Below are 16,045 nucleotides of genomic sequence, written 5' to 3' on the forward strand. Positions count from 1 at the left end.
ACGCTCATTCCGGACGACGCCTCATGATCCCCGAGCTTGGACACTACGCGCTGATACTGGCGCTGGTCGTGGCCCTGGTGCAGTCCGTCATCCCGTTGTGGGGGGCGGCCCGCGGCGACCGGGGGATGATGGAGGTGGGGCGCACCGCCGCCTATTGCCAGTTCGCCGCCCTGGCGCTGGCCTTCGGTGCCCTGACCTATGCCCATGTCGTGTCGGACTTCAGCGTCCTGAACGTGGTGGAGAACAGCCACACCGACAAGCCGATGCTCTACAAGGTGGCCGGCGTCTGGGGCAACCATGAGGGCTCGCTGGTCCTGTGGGTGTTCATCCTGGCCCTGTTCGGCGCGATGGTGGCCGCCTTCGGCCGCAACCTGCCGGCATCGCTGCGGGCCCGCGTCCTGGCGGTCCAGGGCATGATCGGCGTCGGCTTCCTGTGGTTCATGGTCGCCACCAGCAATCCCTTCACCCGGGTTGATCCGGCGCCACTGAACGGCCACGACCTGAACCCCCTGCTGCAGGACCCGGGCCTGGCCTTCCACCCGCCCTTCCTCTACCTGGGCTATGTCGGCTTCAGCCTCTGCTTCTCCTTTGCCGCCGGCGCGCTGATCGAGGGGCGGGTGGACGCCGCCTGGGCCCGCTGGGTGCGGCCGTGGACGCTGATCGCCTGGTCGTCGCTGACGCTGGGCATCGCCATGGGGTCGTGGTGGTCCTATTATACACTGGGCTGGGGCGGCTGGTGGTTCTGGGACCCGGTGGAAAACGCCAGCCTCATGCCCTGGCTGGCCGGCACGGCGCTGCTGCATTCCGCCATCGTGGTGGAAAAGCGCGACACGCTGAAAAGCTGGACCATCCTGCTGGCCATCGTCACCTTCACCCTGTCGCTCATGGGCACCTTCCTGGTGCGCTCCGGCGTGCTGACCTCGGTCCACGCCTTCGCCTCCGACCCAGCGCGCGGCGTCTTCATCCTGGCGCTGCTGGTGGTGGCGACTGGCGGCGGCCTGCTGCTCTACGCCTTGCGGGCCCCCATCCTGAAGGCCGGCGGCCTGTTCGCCCCCATCAGCCGCGAGGGCGGGCTGGTGCTGAACAACCTGCTGCTGTCCACCGCCTGCGCCACCGTCTTCCTGGGCACCCTCTATCCCCTGTTCATGGACGCGGTCGGCGGGGGCAAGATTTCCATCGGCCCGCCCTTCTTCAACGCCACCTTCGTGCCCCTGATGGTGCCAGTGGTCGCGGTCATGGCGATGGGCCCCCTGCTGTCGTGGAAGCGGGCGGACCTGGCCGGCGTGCTGGGCCGGTTGAAGATCGCGGCGCTGGTGGGCGTGGTGGCCGCCTTGGCCGGGTTGTGGCTGGCGGGCACCAAGCCAGTGCTGGCCCTTCTGGCCCTGGGCCTGGCCGGCTGGGCCGCCATGGGCGCCGTGGTGGACGTGACCGACCGCATCCGTCTGTTCCGCATCCCCTTGGCCGACAGCTTCAGCCGTGCCCGCCATCTGCCGCGGGGCGCCTGGGGCACCGCCCTGGCGCATGCCGGGCTGGGCGTGGCGGTGGCCGGCATGGTCGGCACCTCCGCCTGGACGTCCGAGGCCATCCAGGTGCTGCACATCGGCCAGTCGGTGGACGTGGCCGGCTACAGCTTCCGCCTGGACAGCGTGGCGGAGGCCCCGGGCCCCAACTACACAGCGCGCCGCGCCGTGCTGACCGTCACCCGCCACGGCGACTTCGTGGCCACCCTGGCGCCGGAGCAGCGCTTCTACCCCGTCACGCGCATGACGACGACCGGCGCCGCCATCCACACCAATTTCTTCAGTGACCTCTACGCCGTGGTGGGCGAACCGGCGCCGGACGGCACCGGCTACAACACCCGCTTTTACCGCCACCCCCTGGTGCCGTGGATATGGGTGGGTTCCATCCTCATGATGGCCGGCGGGCTGGTCAGCCTGTCCGACCGCCGCCTGCGCGTGGGCGTGCCGCTGAAGCGCACCGTGCCCCGCACCGCCGCCCTGCCGCCGGCCCCCGCCGAATAAGGTCCCCCGCATGCGCCGCCTGATGTTCCTGATCCCCCTGGTGCTGTTCCTGGGCCTTGCCGGCTGGTTCGGCGTGCGCCTGAAGCAGATCGACCAGGGCGACACCCCCGACCGCCTGCCCTCCGTCATGATCGACAAGCCGGTCCCGGCCTTCGACCTGCCGCCCCTGGTGGAGGGACAGCCGGGCGTGGCATCCAAGGAACTGGCGGATGGCAAGGTCCGGTTGGTGAACTTCTGGGCCAGCTGGTGCGCCCCCTGCCGCGCCGAACATCCCATCCTCATGCGTCTGGCGGGGCAGGGGGTGGATATCCGCGGCATCGACTACAAGGATAAGGCGGCGGATGGCCAAGCCATCCTGGCCCGCGACGGCAACCCCTACGCCGCTGTGGCCCGGGACGAGAGTGGCCGTACGGCCATCGATTTCGGCGTCTATGGCGTGCCGGAAACCTATGTCATCGACCGCCAGGGCCGCATCCGCTACCGCCAGGTGGGCCCCATCACGCCGCAGGATTTGCAGAACCGCATCCTGCCCCTGATCAATGAGCTGTCGAAATGAGGCGGGCGCAAATGATACGCGCGGTGTTTGATCGTAACCGCTCAAACACCGTCCCTCATGCGCCGGGCGCCCGCATCCGCGGGCTTGGCTTGTCCTCAGTTTCCAGTCCACTGCGTTCCCCGGAAACTTCCGGCGGCCCCCCTGTTTACACGTCTAAGGGTCGGGGCCTACGGCGGCCCAAGTTGAAACTTCGGGCCGCTGATGTCCGGCGGGCATTGGCCGCGTTGGTCCTGGCGGCCACGCTGCTGTCGGGCCCCCTGGCCCGCGCCGTGCAGCCGGATGAGATGCTGGCCGACCCGGCGCTGGAGGCGCGGGCGCGTACCATTTCCAAGGACTTGCGCTGCCTGGTCTGCCAGAATCAGTCCATCGACGACAGCGACGCCCCCCTGGCGCGCGACCTGCGCCTGCTGTTGCGCGAACGGCTGGTGAAGGGCGACAGCGACGCCCAGGCCGTGGCCTTCCTGACCGACCGCTACGGCGACTATGTCCTGCTGCGTCCGCCGGTTCGGCCATCGACCTACCTGTTATGGTTCGGGCCCTTCGCCCTGCTGGTCGTGGGCGGTGGCATCCTGCTGTGGCGCGGCCGGCGCGGCACGGTGGGGGCCGAGGCGGTGGCGCCGCCCCTGTCGGCGGAGGAAAAGGCCCATCTGGCCCTGCTGATGGATGACAAGAACGAAGGGAAGGGGCGGCCATGATGGCGTTCTGGATCGCCGCCGCCCTGCTGACGGCGGGTGTGCTGCTGGCGCTGCTGCGTCCGCTGATGAGGCGTTCCGTGGGGGTGGAGGCGCCGGGTGCCGAAGGCATGCCGGAGGTCGCCATCTACAAGGACCAGTTGGCGGAGATCGAGCGCGATGTGGCGCGCGGCCTGCTGACCGATGACCAGGCCGCCGCCGCCCGGACGGAAGTCAGCCGCCGCCTGCTGGCCGCCGATGCCCGGGTCCAGGCCGCGCGCGCGGCCGGGGCGGCGACGCCCACCCCGCCGGCCAAACCATCGCGCCTGCTGGCCACGGCCCTGATGGCGGCGGTGCCGCTGCTGGCCATGGGCATCTACCTGCGTCTGGGCAGTCCGGATCTGCCGGGCCAGCCTGCGGCCAGCCGCACGGACCAGGGCGCGAACGCCCAGGCCCAGGCCGTGCTGCGCACCCTGCAGGCCCGGGTCGCGGACCATCCCAAGGATCTGGAGGCGTGGAAGGCCCTGGCCACCACCCAGGGCATGCTGGGCCAGAACGACAAGGCCGCCGCCTCCTGGGCCCAGGCCGTCGACTTGGCGCCGGATGATGCCAACCTGCAGGCGTCGCGCGCCGAGGCGCTGGTGCTGTCAGCCGATGGCGTGGTGGGCCCGGAGGCCAAGCAGGCCCTGGCCAAGGCCCTGGCGCTGAACCCCAAGGAGCCCCGCGCGCGCTATTACGACGGCTTGGCCGTGCGCCAGGCCGGCGACCTCAAGGGCGCCATCACCCGCTGGTCCGCCTTGCTGGCGGAAAGCCCGGCGGATGCGCCCTGGGTGCCCTTCCTGCGCGGCCAGTTGGGGGAGACGGCGACCGAGGCCGGCATGGACCCGGCGGCGGTGACGCCGCAGCCCCTGCCCCCTGCTGGTCCGCCCGCCACTTCCACGCCTGCCCCCGGTGCCACCGCGCCAGGTCCCACGGCTGACGACGTGGCCGCCGCCTCCACCATGTCCGGCGACGACCGCAACGCCATGATCCGGGGCATGGTGCAGCGCCTGGCCGACCGTCTGAAAGCGCAGCCCGACGATGGCGAGGGCTGGTCCCGCCTGGCCCGTGCCTATCGCGTGCTGGGGGAGAACGACAAGGCGGCGGAGGCCGAGGCCAACGCCAAGCGCTATGGCGCCGCCACCGCCGCCGCGCCGGGTACGACCGCCGGCGCCGTTCCGCCGGGCATGCCGGACCCGACCACCATGACGCCGGAACAGCGCTCGGCCACGGTGAAGTCGCTGCTGGCCCAGTTCCAGGCGGCGGCGGAGAAGGAACCGGACAAGCCCGAGGGCTGGGCGCGGCTGGCCCAGGCCTATGAGGCGACGGGTGACGTGGCCAAAACGCGGGAGGCTTGGGCCAAGGCCGTGGCCGCCGCCCCCGACGACGCCCAGATCAACCTGGCCTATGCCCGCGTGCTGCTGCCGGCCGACGGCGGCCATCCGCCGCCCGCCTTCTTCACGGCCCTCCGGGTGGTGCTGAAATCCTCGCCCAACAATCCCCAGGCCCTGTGGTACCTGGGATTGGACGCGGCGGAGAATGGCCGCAAGGCGGAGGCGAAAGACCTGTGGGGCCGCTTGCTGCCCCTGTTGCCGGAAGGGTCCGACGACCGCAAGGAACTGGAAGGCCGGCTGAAGGCCCTGGGGACCTGACCTTAACAACCGGGCTAAGCGGCAAGGGGGGGGCGGGCGGTAGGTGTTGCGCCGCCGCCACCCTATCCCTTGGTGTGAGGTCATGCCCGATGCAAACCATAGGTGAATGACCTAAAGTGCGGGTAATGTCCGCGTATGCCGCCGGTGCGCCTATCCTTGCGGCATATGCCCCCGTCACCAGGATCGTTTTTCCGCGATGAATGAGTCCCCCCTGCCTTCCGCCGCCGGTTTGGCCGGTGTGGTGGACGAGCATCTCCGGTGGATAGGCCAGTGGCACCGCGCGGCGTTCTTCAACCAGGGCGACGGCGTCGTCCTGCCCGTGCCGACGGCTTTTCCCGCCTGGGTGCGCGGCGCCTCGGGCAGCGAGCTGGCGGACCAGCCCGCCATCGACCGCCTGATCTCTCTGCATGACCAGATGCACCGCATGGCCCGCCTGGTGCACATGCGGGCCTGCGAGGGGCAGCCGCCGTCGCTGGCCGCCTATGAGGCGGTGATCGAGAAATTTGACGAGTTCATGGGCTTGCTGCGCCGGGTGGAGCGAGCGTTCAGCGTGGCCGGCAGCGGCATCGACCCGCTCACCGGCCTACGCAACCGCACCGGCCTGCGCGAGGAGATGGAGCGGGAGGCCAACCGCTACCGCCGCACCGGCCGCCCCTTCTGCGTGGCGCTGTGCGATCTCGACAAGTTCAAGTCGGTCAATGACACCTATGGGCACGAGGCGGGCGACCGTGTGCTGATGGCCGCGGCCGGCGCCATCAACCGGGGCATCCGCAGCTTTGACGAGGCCTTCCGCCTGGGTGGCGAGGAAATCCTGATCCTGCTGAAGGACGCCACCGTCATGGACGGCTATGCCGTGGTGGAGCGGCTGCGCCAGGATATGGAGGCGCTGCCGGTGGCCATCGGCGGCGGGCGCACCATCCACTTCACCGCCAGCTTCGGCTTGGCCGAGGCGCAGCCCGATGGCGACCCGGAGGATCTGGTGGCGGAGGCCGATGCCGCCCTGTACACGGCCAAGCATCAAGGCCGGAACCGGGTGGTCAGCGCGGGCGCGCCGCCCCGGGTCGCGGGGTTGCCGTGAGTCCAGGCTGCGGGGCAGCCATGAGTCCAGGCTGCGGGGCAGCCATGAGGCTTGACCAACTGGTCAGGATCATCCGGCCGGGGTAACCGATGACCTCTCCAGCCGGTGTTTTTGGTCACCCGTGTCGTTACCCCCTGTCGCGATGGTGGCGCCAAGGCGCGCCGTCCGCTAGCTTGGAACCAATTCCACCTTTGCCGATCCGTGGTTTAGCCGCCCATGCGCACCGTCCCCGAATTCCCCAACCTGTTCGTCGCCGACCACCCGCTGATCCAGCACAAGCTGTCGCACATGCGGGACAAGCGGCGCTCGACCATGGGCTTCCGCCAACTGCTGCGGGAGATCGCGCTGCTGATGGGGTATGAGCTGACGCGCGACCTGCCGTTGACCACGGAACGGATCGAGACGCCGCTGGTGGAGATGGACGCCCCGGTGATCGAAGGCAAGAAGGTCGCCGTCGTTCCCATCCTGCGCGCCGGTCTGGTGATGGCCGAGGGTCTGCTGGAGCTGATGCCCGGCGCCCGCGAGGGCCATATCGGCCTCTACCGCGACCATGACACCAAGCAGCCGGTGGAATACCTGGTGAAACTGCCGGCCGCGCAGGGCCGCACCTTCATCCTGGTCGATCCCATGCTTGCCACCGGCAATTCCGCCGTGCATGCGGTGGACGTGCTGAACCGCCATGGCGTGGCCGATGACCAGGTTCGCTTCATGGCCCTGGTGTCGGCACCGGAGGGGGTGCGCGTCTTCCACGACGCCCACCCGGACGTGAAGGTCTACACCGCCGCCCTGGACAGCCACCTGACCGACGACGCCTACATCGTCCCCGGCCTGGGCGATGCCGGGGATCGCTTGTTCGGCACCAAGTAGCGTCGAAACCGGGACCTTGGGAACCGGGCTGGGGAACCGGGGCTGGGCCCCGGTTCCCGTCTTGAGGGCAGGCGTCAGGCCTCGCGGATCATCACCATGCCCAGGGCGGTGGGGATGTAGACCGTGCCGTCTGGCCCGATGGACAGCGCGGAGTAGTGATTGTCGAACAGGACGCCGCTGCCCACCTTGGCGCTCCAGGCGATGGCCCCGGTTTCCGCGTAAACCGCCGTCAGGAACCAGTCGTGGCGGCCGTCCTCAATCTTGAGGCTGTAGGTGTAGAGCAGGCCGGTGACCAGCGACAGCTTGGACACCACGGAGGGCACCGTGACATGCCCGTTCTCCCAGGCCACCGTGCCGGGACAGGGCAGGTTGTCATACCGCACGCGGGCCATTCCGGGCACCACGGGCCGGGTGGACACACCGTTGCTGTACCCGTAGTTGTTTTCCACGAAGAAGCTGCCCGTGCAGCCGATCAGGGAATTCTCCGTATCGCTGTGCCCCTTGGGGAAGACAGGAACCTGGGCCACGATGCGGTTGCCCGGCACCTCCTTCTCCCGCCGATAGACGACGACATGCATTTGGGGATAGGCGTTGTCGGCGATGCCGCAATAGCTTTCCCCGGGGGCCGTCCCCACCAGGGTCGGCGTCGTGCCCGTGCCCCAGCTTTGCTGGCCGGGCTTCTGCGCCAGCCCGCGGTCGTAGCTATAGCACCATGTCACTTGCGGGCGGGTGCCGGTGGCCGGCACGTCGAAGCGGTAGAGCGCATAGTCGCTGGCGATGAACACGCCGCCCGTCTCGTCAACGGCGAAGGAGTTGCCGATGGTCTGCGGCGCGTCCAGCGTCAGGGTCCAGCAGGCGCCGGAGTCGGGGTCGACATAGCCGACGATGCCGCTGTCGGTGATCCACCACAACCGGCCGCTCCAGTCCGGCAGGGTGGACAGGATGCTGGCGGTGGAGTCGCCGATGCTGCTGGCCAGGTCATAGATGCGAACCACGCGGAAGCCTTCATTCCCCTCCGGCACGGCGACCACCCAGATTTGCTGGTTGGCGGTGGGCAGGACGGCCTGGTTGCGCTCGTTCAGATAGATATAGCCCCCGCCGCCGAAGCCAGTGCTGCCGCCCTTGCCCGAGGGCAGGTCCATGGCGGCCAGAACCTCCAGCGTGCCGGGGTCCAGCAGCAGCAGGCGCCGACTGTCCGGCCCGATGCAGACGGTGACCAGGCGGCCCTGAGGGTCATAGGTGATGGAGGCGCCTTCGCCACCCAGCGACTTGTAGGTCACCACCAGCTTGCCGCCCAGAGGCCCTGCCCAGCCGTAGGTGTCCGACATGAAGGCGTCGTTGTGCATGTTGCTACGGCCGTTGGGCGCCATATAGGGATTTTGCGGCGGCGGTTCCGCCGCGATGGGCAGGGGTTCCACACGCGGGACGACGACGGTGCTGACCTCGATGGACATGGGGCTGCTCCTGGCGGCTGGCGGGCGCATATCTCCCGCTGATAATCGAACTTAATGACGCGTTTACGTCATTAAGTTGCATCCTATGGCAGGACGCTATTTTTAATCCGGCCTATTGTCCAGTGGCATGGGCGCATATACAACCTTAAGGATACTATCGCGCCTGAATCACCACGCGCGCCTTAAGGGAGACTGTTCCATGTCAGACCCTTGTCCCGAGTCAGCCGCCTTCGTTCCTGGGCCAAGCGATGGCCCCTGGTATCGGACCATGATGCCGTTCGAGCATTTCGACTCGATCCGGAGCCAGCAATTCCCCCACAGCTGCGATGTGGCCCAGTTGACGGGCACGGCCCGCGCCAAGGTGGCGGTCCGCCTTGCCCCCGGCCACTACCCCAACCCCTACAACATCGTCACCCGTGAGCGGGGGGAGCTGTTCATCTACGGGGGCTATGTCGGCGATAAACCAGAGTCCGACGACGACAATGAGGAGGCCGGGTCCTATGTGGCGCGGCTGGATGCGGACACGCTGGAGGAGCGCTGGCGCGTCCACTTCAAGGTGCCCTTTGAGCATTATTTCGACTGGCCCGGGGTGTTGGGCGTCCACGGCAACGGCTTCCTGTACGTCGTCACCGGCGCCAAGCTGGCCAAGATCGACCCCGCGACGGGGGCCCACCGCACCATAGACCTGCCCGAACACCCCGGCGGTTTCGGGGCCGCCTACAACGGCTTCGTCATTTCCCGCAGCGGCGACATCATTGCCAAGTCGCTGGAACGGGGCCGCCCGCTGGTGAATTCCTTACCGGGGCTCTATGCGGTGAAGGACAGCGGTATCCCCGCCTTCCTGGTCTCGGTGGATGCCGACACCCTGGAAATAAAGGCCGTCGTCGAAACGCCGGAGCCGGTCCTGGGCCGGGTCATGGTGGATGGGCAGGCGCCCGACGAATTCGTCTACCTGCCGGGACTGACGCACGTGTGGCGCTATCGGCTGGGACCGGACAGCCTGACGCTCGATCCCAGCTGGAACCCGCAATATGTTTTCCCGGGTGAACAGCCCGGCCCGGCCTGCGGCATGCTGAACGGCTGGGTGGTGGTGCAGACGAATTTCCTGGAGGCGAAGAAGCCCCTGCGCATTTCCGCCTTTCACAGCGGCAACGCCGCCCTCAACCATCATCACGTGCCGTTTCCCCACGGCGCGCCCAGTGAGGAATACTCCAAACCCGCCCTGGATGCGGCCCATAACCGCATCTACACCAGCGATGAAAAAGTCGGGCTGGTGACGGCGCTGGATTTCAAGGCGGATGTGGGCTTCGTCCCGGTCTGGCAGCAGCCGCAAACCATGGACTCGTTTTGGGCGGTGGTGGGACCGCGACAGCGCCGCAACATCATCGGCACCGACTATCTGGACTGCCAGGACTATGTGGTGTGGCGCGATGCGGATACGGGCGTTGAACTGGCCCGCTCCGGTCCGCTGGATGCCCGGCTCAACGGCAATATCGTGGCCATCGGCTTCGATGGCCGCTTCTATTACCTGGGCGTCAATGATGGCACGGTGAACGAGCTGACCCTGAAGCCGGCCTGAGGCCGGCATCCGGTCGGGAGTAGGCCGGTGCGAGTGGCCCCGCCGGGTCACTCCGCCGGCGGGATCACCAGGATCTTGTCGATGCGGCGGCCGTCCATGTCCACCACCTCGAAGCGATAGCCCGCGTGGGCGACGCCCTCGCCCACGCGGGGCAGGTGGCCCAGCTTGAACAGCAGGAAGCCGGCCAGGGTCAGGTAGTCGCCCCCGTCGCGCAGGCCCGGCAGGTCCAGGACGTGCGCCGCCTCCTCGATGTCCATGCGACCGTCGATCAGCATGGAGCCATCCTCGCGCCGCACGAACTCGTCCTCGTCCACGTCGTGGGCCTCGGGCAGGTCGCCGGCGATGGATTCCAGGATGTCCGTGAGGGTGACGATGCCCTCGGCGCTGCCATACTCGTCCACCACCAGGGCCATCTGCTGGCCGGAGGAGCGGAACAGTTCCAGCAGGCGCATGACCTGGGTGCCGTCATGGACGATCAGCGCGGGGTTGGCCAGCTTGCCCAAGTCCGGCGTCTCGCCCGCCAGCACGGCGTCCAGCACCGCCTTGGCGTGCAGCACGCCCACCACCTCATCCAGGCTGCCGCGGCAGATGGGGAAGCGGCTGTGGTGGCTTTCCTGGATTTCCTTGGTCAACTGCGCCACGTCATCGTCCAGGTCCAGCCACATGACGTCCAGGCGCGGGGTCATGATGGCGCGCGCCGGCCGGTCGGACAGGCCCAGCACGCTTTCGATCATGCGGCGTTCCTCCGGCTCGAACACGCCGGCGGCCGTACCCTCGGCGATCAGGCTCTTGACCTCCTCCTCGGTGACGGCGTTCTCCGGCTTGCCGGCGGCGCCAAACAGCTTCAGCACCAGTTCGGTGGTGGCGCCCAGGAACCAGGCCACGGGGGAGGCGATGCGCGATAGTCCCTGCAGGAAAGGCGCGGTCAGCACGGCGATGCGTTCCGTGGCGAACAGGGCCAGGCGCTTGGGCACCAGTTCGCCCACGATCAGCGACAGCAGGGTGATGCACACCACCACCAAGGCCACGGCGATGCTGTCGGCGTGGGGGGCCAGCGCCGGCACGGCCGCCAGGCTTTCCGCCAGCGGGCCGGACAGCGTGGCGCTGCCGAACGCGCCCTCCACGATGGCGATCATGGTGATGCCGATCTGCACCGTGGACAGGAAGTGCGAGGGGCTCTCCTGCAGGGCCAGCGCCGTGCGGGCGCCGCGCTGGCCTTTTTCCGCCATGGCCGTCAGCCGGCTGCGCCGGGCGGATAGGACGGCCAGTTCGGACATGGCGAAAAAGCCGTTCAACAGAATCAGCAGAACCAGGATGGCGATTTGCAGGTAAAGCATCAGGGCGGCGTCGGGGCCTGTCGGGAGGGGATACACGCGGCACGATAGCATGGACGGACAGTCTGTCGCGTCCCCGCCATCACAGGGCAGCCAAGTTTTACGGCTTATGCCTTCAAAGCGGGCGCGTGACCACATCCGGGTCATGACGTTTTGACGATCGGCGGCCCCGTCCTGCGCAGCGCCCTTGATTCCCATCCGGACTCGTATTATCTCCGCTAGCACTCACCGGGGTTGAGTGCTAACAGCAGGCTCAGCCCCACAGCTTTTGCCTTTTAAGGGAGAGATCCTATGAAGTTCCGTCCGCTGCACGACCGCGTGGTGGTGCGCCGCGTCGAGAGTGAGCAGAAGACCGCCGGCGGCATCATCATCCCCGACACCGTCAAGGAAAAGCCCCAGGAGGGCGAGGTCGTCGCCGTGGGCCCCGGCGCCCGTGACGAGCAGGGCAAGCTGATCGCCCTGGACGTGAAGGCTGGTGATCGCGTGCTGTTCGGCAAGTGGTCGGGCACCGAGGTCAAGATCGATGGGGCCGAATACCTCATCATGAAGGAATCCGACATCCTGGGCATCGTCGCCTGATTGGATGACCGGGCTGGCTGACCGCCCCCAACAGTGTTTGGACGGGTCGCCGCCCTCTCGTGTTCCCCTCAAAGCCATCGCGGGCCTCATGAGGCCCCGGAAATTCAAGGAAGAGAGATTATGGCTGCCAAGGAAGTGAAGTTTGGCGTCGACGCCCGCAACCGCATGCTGCGCGGCGTGGACATCCTGGCCGACGCCGTGAAGGTGACCCTGGGCCCCAAGGGCCGCAACGTCGTCATCGAGAAGAGCTTCGGCGCTCCGCGTATCACCAAGGACGGCGTCAGCGTCGCCAAGGAGATCGAGCTGTCGGACAAGTTCGAGAACATGGGCGCCCAGATGGTGCGCGAAGTGGCCTCGAAGACCAACGACATCGCCGGTGACGGCACCACCACCGCCACCGTGCTGGCCCAGGCCATCGTCCGCGAAGGCGCCAAGGCCGTGGCCGCCGGCCTGAACCCGATGGACGTGAAGCGCGGCATCGACCTGGCCGTTACCGCCGTCATCAACGACATCAAGGGCCGTTCCAAGAAGATCTCGACCAACGCCGAGATCGCTCAGGTCGGCACCATCTCCGCCAATGGCGAGGCCGAAATCGGCGAGATGATCGCCCGCGCCATGGAGAAGGTGGGCAACGAGGGCGTCATCACGGTGGAAGAGGCCAAGAGCTTCGACACCGAACTGGAAGTCGTCGAGGGCATGCAGTTCGACCGCGGCTACCTGTCGCCGTACTTCGTGACCAACGCCGACAAGATGACGGCTGAGCTGGAAAGCCCGTACATCCTGCTGCACGAGAAGAAGCTGGGCAGCCTGCAGCCGCTGCTGCCGGTGCTGGAAGCCGTCGTGCAGTCCGGCCGTCCGCTGCTGATCGTGTCGGAAGACGTTGAAGGCGAGGCGCTGGCCACCCTGGTGGTGAACAAGCTGCGCGGCGGCCTGAAGATCGCCGCCGTGAAGGCCCCGGGCTTCGGCGACCGCCGCAAGGCGATGCTGGAAGACATGGCCATCCTGACCGGCGGCCAGGTCATCTCCGAAGACCTGGGCATCAAGCTTGAGAACGTGTCGCTGGACATGCTGGGCACCGCCAAGAAGGTGGTGATCACGAAGGACGCGACCACGATCGTGGACGGCGTCGGCGCCAAGGCTGACATCGAGGCCCGCATCGGCCAGATCAAGGCGCAGATCGAGGAGACCACCTCGGACTACGACCGTGAGAAGCTGCAGGAGCGTCTGGCGAAGCTGGCGGGCGGCGTTGCCGTCATCCGCGTCGGCGGCGCCACCGAGGTCGAGGTGAAGGAGCGCAAGGACCGCGTTGACGACGCCATGCACGCCACCCGCGCCGCGGTGGAAGAGGGCGTGGTCGCCGGCGGCGGCACCGCCCTGCTGTACGCGACCAAGGCCCTGGACGGCCTGAAGCCGGCCAACGACGACCAGCGCGTGGGCGTGGACATCATCCGCAAGGCCCTGCAGGCCCCGGTCCGTCAGATCGCCTTCAACGCCGGCACCGACGGTTCCATCGTCGTCGGCAAGCTGCTGGACCAGTCCAGCGCCGACTTCGGCTACAACGCCCAGACCGGTGAGTTCGGTGACATGTTCGCCTTCGGCGTCATCGACCCGACGAAGGTGGTCCGCACCGCCCTGCAGGACGCGGCCTCCGTGTCCGGCCTGCTGATCACCACCGAGGCGATGGTCGCCGAGAAGCCCGAGAAGAAGGCCGCTCCGGCCGGCGCCCCGGGCATGGGTGACATGGACTTCTAATTCGTCCCCAAGACGAATCGGAAATGCAGGGGCCGGCTTCCGCAAGGGGGCCGGCCCTTTTTCATAGGCGCGCGGCATGACGCACGGCGCGGCGCATATGAAACACGGGCGCATATGAAAAGAGCGCGTGCGGGGCGTCCCACACGCGCTCTGACCCTTAAAGGATGTCCAGCAGGACTAACCCCACATGGGGGGGCGCTCAATGCACGCGCTGGGGCTCCATGTCGTGCTGGCGGACCGAGGCCAGCGCCACGTCGGACGACGCGGCCATGGCCAGCGGCGTGCCATCGGCGGCGTGGATGGCATAGCCCAGGACCCCCTGGGTCACCACCGGCTTCACATAGGCCAGGACATTGACGCCGAAGGCGGCGAAGTCCTGGGCGGAGAGATGGCGCAGGGCGTCGGCGCTCAGCGCCTGGAATTCGGTGTCGAAGCTGTCGGTCATGATGATCACTCGCTTTTCGCAACGTGAAGAAAAGACAGGCTCTTTCAAGCCCTGTCAGGATAAGGGCGGAAAATGGCCCAATGACGGATCAAGCGGGGCTTTTATCGGGCGAAACGTCGATGGTCTGCGGCTGGGCCGCGCCGTCGGCGGCGCCGCTGATCTTGATGGTGCGGACCTTGGGTTCCGGGATGGGCCGGCGCAGGTCGATGTGCAGCAGGCCATTATCCAGGCTGGCGCCCAGCACCTCGATGCCGTCGGCCAGGACGAAGCTGCGCTGGAACTGCCGGGCGGCGATGCCGCGGTGCAGATAGATGCGCGATTTGTCGTCCTGCTGGCGGCCACGAATGATCAGCTGGTTATCTTCCGTCTGCACCTGCAGGTCGTCGAAGGTGAACCCGGCCACGGCCAGCGAGATGCGCAAACCGTCCTCGCCAATCTGTTCGATGTTGTAGGGCGGGTATCCCTCCGCGGCGGATTTGGAAATCCGGTCCAGCGTGCGCTCGAACTGGTCGAAGCCCAATAGGAAGGGGCTGTTCAGGAATGACACACGGGTATTCATGGTGGCGGCAACCTCCTCCAACGAGCGAGTATGCGGGGGCGGCCTCAGCGGGGCTCACCAGAGCCCGGCGCCTTCGGCCCGCTGCTCGGCGGCCCGGAACGGCACCGCCTGAGTGATACATGGGTACCGCCTCCCACGGTTCAAGACAAGCGTCCACGCGCGCTCCACCGGTGCGCGGGCGGTGGCGCGGCCGGGTGGCGACAGGGCGCGTCCCGAGGGGGGGCGGCGTCGTTCCCCCTCCTTGTGATGGCCCCCTGCTTGTGATGGCCCGCTGCTTGTGATGGCCCGCTGCTTGTGATGGCCCGCTGCTTGTGATGGCCCGCTGCTTGTGATGATTGTCATCGCGACCGGCGCATGTCTTTCGGTCAGGGCCGGGGCTGGGAGTCAGATACCCCCAGAAACTGTGGATAAGTCTGTGAGCGGGTGGTGCCGGGGCCAGGAGTCCTGGGCCTTCGCACCCTTTGCCTGGAAAATAGGCAATAAAATCAACTCATTGAAAATAAACACCTTTCGTGAAATTGCGGCTGCTCCTCCCGGGTTATTTCCTTCTAGTCGGTGGGTTCTGAGGACGCCGATTCGGCCTTGACAGGGATGTGGACCATCCGTGCCCCCGGCACGGCTGGGGCGGGCGGGAAGATCCTTGGGGTTAGGCCCCCCGTCAGGGCCCCGAGTCGCGTCGCCATCGCCCTTACCCTGACCTTGGTCGGGGGATATTCCGGGTGTGGCGCTTGATCGGCCGGCGGGCTCATGACACAAGCATTGCCATCTACAATTTCGGCTTACTGCCTTTTTCGAGGTGACCCATGCGTCGTCTGTTCGTGGCCCTTGTCCTCGGTCTGCTGGTGATGGCGCCCTCCGGCATGGGGGTGCGGTCCGCCTGGGCCCAGTCCGGCGGCTTCGGCTTCGCCGATGAGACGCCCATCACCCTGAACGTCGCCGAGATCGAGGTGGTGAACGACTATGTGTCGCCCATGAAGCCGCCCAACATCGAATACCAGCTACAGCTGACGCCGGCCGAGGTGGTGCGCCTGTGGGTGCAGGACCGGCTGAAGGCCGCCGGCTCCAGCGGCAAGGCCCGTGTCATCATCAAGAACGCCAGCATCGTCGAGGTGAACCTGCCCCGCACCACCGGCATCAAGGGCTGGTTCACCACCGACCAGTCGCAACGCTATGACGGCCGGCTCGACGTGGAAGTCCAGGTGGACATGCCCGCCAAGGGCTATGCCGGCAGCACGTCGGTGGTGGTCAGCGCCAGCCAGTCGGTGTCCGAGGATGTGACCCTGAACCAGCGGGAAAAGACCTGGTCGCAACTGGTGCGCGACATGGCGCACGACATGGACGCCCAGCTGGCCAAGGGCATCCGCGACAACCTGTTCTCGGCGATGATTCTTTAAGCCTTGTCCCGAACGCCGGGCGCCGGCTTTTACGGCCGTGCCCCGGGCCCGGGCGCGTGAACGAA

At 67.5% G+C, this 16,045-nt stretch carries 14 protein-coding genes; 10 read left to right on the plus strand and 4 right to left on the minus strand.

All coding sequences use genetic code 11. The annotated features are described in order from the left end of the window. Positions 1 to 23 precede the first annotated feature (23 nt). The 6 genes from FBZ90_RS20415 (at position 24) to upp (ending at position 6,884) form a co-directional block, all read left to right on the plus strand. Positions 24 to 2,021 carry a heme lyase CcmF/NrfE family subunit gene (locus FBZ90_RS20415; protein WP_145734835.1) on the plus strand — a complete coding sequence of 666 codons (1,998 nt, stop codon included), beginning with the start codon at positions 24 to 26 and terminating at the stop codon, positions 2,019 to 2,021. A gap of 10 nt (positions 2,022 to 2,031) precedes the next feature. After that, entirely contained in the window at positions 2,032 to 2,577 is a 546-nt protein-coding gene (locus FBZ90_RS20420) for a DsbE family thiol:disulfide interchange protein (RefSeq protein WP_145734836.1), read from the plus strand. Between the two features lie 182 nt (positions 2,578 to 2,759). Further along, the gene (locus FBZ90_RS20425) at positions 2,760 to 3,272 is read left to right on the plus strand and encodes a cytochrome c-type biogenesis protein (RefSeq protein WP_246130586.1); all 513 of its coding nucleotides are present in this window, start codon (positions 2,760 to 2,762) and stop codon (positions 3,270 to 3,272) included. Beyond that, positions 3,269 to 4,939, plus strand: coding sequence for a c-type cytochrome biogenesis protein CcmI (gene ccmI / locus FBZ90_RS20430; protein WP_145734838.1), 1,671 nt, complete (start codon positions 3,269 to 3,271; stop codon positions 4,937 to 4,939). The genes FBZ90_RS20425 and ccmI overlap by 4 nt, the downstream gene beginning before the upstream one ends. Before the next feature lie 196 nt (positions 4,940 to 5,135). Further along, on the plus strand, positions 5,136 to 6,017 hold the full coding sequence (locus FBZ90_RS20435; protein ID WP_145734839.1) for a diguanylate cyclase: 882 nt from the start codon (positions 5,136 to 5,138) through the stop codon (positions 6,015 to 6,017). 216 nt (positions 6,018 to 6,233) lie between these two features. After that, entirely contained in the window at positions 6,234 to 6,884 is a 651-nt protein-coding gene (upp, locus tag FBZ90_RS20440) for a uracil phosphoribosyltransferase (protein ID WP_145734840.1), read from the plus strand. A 74-nt stretch (positions 6,885 to 6,958) separates the two neighbouring features. Here the strand turns inward: upp and FBZ90_RS20445 are convergent, their stop codons facing one another. Further along, positions 6,959 to 8,338, minus strand: coding sequence for a hypothetical protein (locus tag FBZ90_RS20445; RefSeq protein WP_145734841.1), 1,380 nt, complete (start codon positions 8,336 to 8,338; stop codon positions 6,959 to 6,961). A 268-nt stretch (positions 8,339 to 8,606) separates the two neighbouring features. Between FBZ90_RS20445 and FBZ90_RS20450 the strand changes: the two genes are divergently transcribed. Then, the gene (locus FBZ90_RS20450) at positions 8,607 to 9,917 is read left to right on the plus strand and encodes a hypothetical protein (protein WP_145734842.1); all 1,311 of its coding nucleotides are present in this window, start codon (positions 8,607 to 8,609) and stop codon (positions 9,915 to 9,917) included. 47 nt (positions 9,918 to 9,964) lie between these two features. Here the strand turns inward: FBZ90_RS20450 and FBZ90_RS20455 are convergent, their stop codons facing one another. Further along, positions 9,965 to 11,254 (minus strand): hemolysin family protein, encoded by a 1,290-nt coding sequence (locus FBZ90_RS20455; protein ID WP_145734843.1) that lies wholly within the window; start codon positions 11,252 to 11,254, stop codon positions 9,965 to 9,967. A 288-nt stretch (positions 11,255 to 11,542) separates the two neighbouring features. Between FBZ90_RS20455 and groES the strand changes: the two genes are divergently transcribed. Continuing rightward, complete coding sequence (gene groES / locus FBZ90_RS20460; protein WP_040848135.1) at positions 11,543 to 11,830, plus strand: co-chaperone GroES; 288 nt, start codon at positions 11,543 to 11,545, stop codon at positions 11,828 to 11,830. A 120-nt stretch (positions 11,831 to 11,950) separates the two neighbouring features. Next, positions 11,951 to 13,582, plus strand: coding sequence for a chaperonin GroEL (gene groL / locus FBZ90_RS20465; RefSeq protein WP_145734844.1), 1,632 nt, complete (start codon positions 11,951 to 11,953; stop codon positions 13,580 to 13,582). 199 nt (positions 13,583 to 13,781) lie between these two features. On the opposite strand, the gene FBZ90_RS20470 is transcribed toward groL, so the two are convergent. Both FBZ90_RS20470 and FBZ90_RS20475 read right to left on the minus strand, forming a co-directional pair. After that, on the minus strand, positions 13,782 to 14,027 hold the full coding sequence (locus FBZ90_RS20470) for a DUF1150 family protein (RefSeq protein ID WP_145734845.1): 246 nt from the start codon (positions 14,025 to 14,027) through the stop codon (positions 13,782 to 13,784). An 88-nt stretch (positions 14,028 to 14,115) separates the two neighbouring features. Then, positions 14,116 to 14,586 (minus strand): Hsp20 family protein, encoded by a 471-nt coding sequence (locus FBZ90_RS20475; RefSeq protein ID WP_145734846.1) that lies wholly within the window; start codon positions 14,584 to 14,586, stop codon positions 14,116 to 14,118. An 803-nt stretch (positions 14,587 to 15,389) separates the two neighbouring features. Here FBZ90_RS20475 and FBZ90_RS20480 point away from each other — a divergent pair. Continuing rightward, positions 15,390 to 15,980, plus strand: a complete 591-nt coding sequence (locus tag FBZ90_RS20480) for a hypothetical protein (RefSeq protein WP_145734847.1) — start codon at positions 15,390 to 15,392, stop codon at positions 15,978 to 15,980. Positions 15,981 to 16,045 lie beyond the last annotated feature (65 nt).

It is taken from the genome of Nitrospirillum pindoramense (assembly GCF_007827955.1).
Classification (GTDB): Bacteria; Pseudomonadota; Alphaproteobacteria; order Azospirillales; family Azospirillaceae; genus Nitrospirillum; species Nitrospirillum amazonense_B.

Excerpts from the sequence above, each read along its gene's own strand:
- FBZ90_RS20480 (WP_145734847.1), top strand. The coding sequence starts at position 15,390 with ATGCGTCGTCTGTTCGTGGCCCTTGTCCTCGGTCTGCTGGTGATGGCG.
- FBZ90_RS20450 (WP_145734842.1), top strand. The coding sequence starts at position 8,607 with ATGATGCCGTTCGAGCATTTCGACTCGATCCGGAGCCAGCAATTCCCC.
- FBZ90_RS20445 (WP_145734841.1), bottom strand. The coding sequence starts at position 8,338 with ATGTCCATCGAGGTCAGCACCGTCGTCGTCCCGCGTGTGGAACCCCTG.
- upp (WP_145734840.1), top strand. The coding sequence starts at position 6,234 with ATGCGCACCGTCCCCGAATTCCCCAACCTGTTCGTCGCCGACCACCCG.
- FBZ90_RS20455 (WP_145734843.1), bottom strand. The coding sequence starts at position 11,254 with ATGCTTTACCTGCAAATCGCCATCCTGGTTCTGCTGATTCTGTTGAAC.
- ccmI (WP_145734838.1), top strand. The coding sequence starts at position 3,269 with ATGATGGCGTTCTGGATCGCCGCCGCCCTGCTGACGGCGGGTGTGCTG.
- groL (WP_145734844.1), top strand. The coding sequence starts at position 11,951 with ATGGCTGCCAAGGAAGTGAAGTTTGGCGTCGACGCCCGCAACCGCATG.
- groES (WP_040848135.1), top strand. The coding sequence starts at position 11,543 with ATGAAGTTCCGTCCGCTGCACGACCGCGTGGTGGTGCGCCGCGTCGAG.
- FBZ90_RS20415 (WP_145734835.1), top strand. The coding sequence starts at position 24 with ATGATCCCCGAGCTTGGACACTACGCGCTGATACTGGCGCTGGTCGTG.
- FBZ90_RS20470 (WP_145734845.1), bottom strand. The coding sequence starts at position 14,027 with ATGACCGACAGCTTCGACACCGAATTCCAGGCGCTGAGCGCCGACGCC.
- FBZ90_RS20435 (WP_145734839.1), top strand. The coding sequence starts at position 5,136 with ATGAATGAGTCCCCCCTGCCTTCCGCCGCCGGTTTGGCCGGTGTGGTG.
- FBZ90_RS20475 (WP_145734846.1), bottom strand. The coding sequence starts at position 14,586 with ATGAATACCCGTGTGTCATTCCTGAACAGCCCCTTCCTATTGGGCTTC.
- FBZ90_RS20420 (WP_145734836.1), top strand. The coding sequence starts at position 2,032 with ATGCGCCGCCTGATGTTCCTGATCCCCCTGGTGCTGTTCCTGGGCCTT.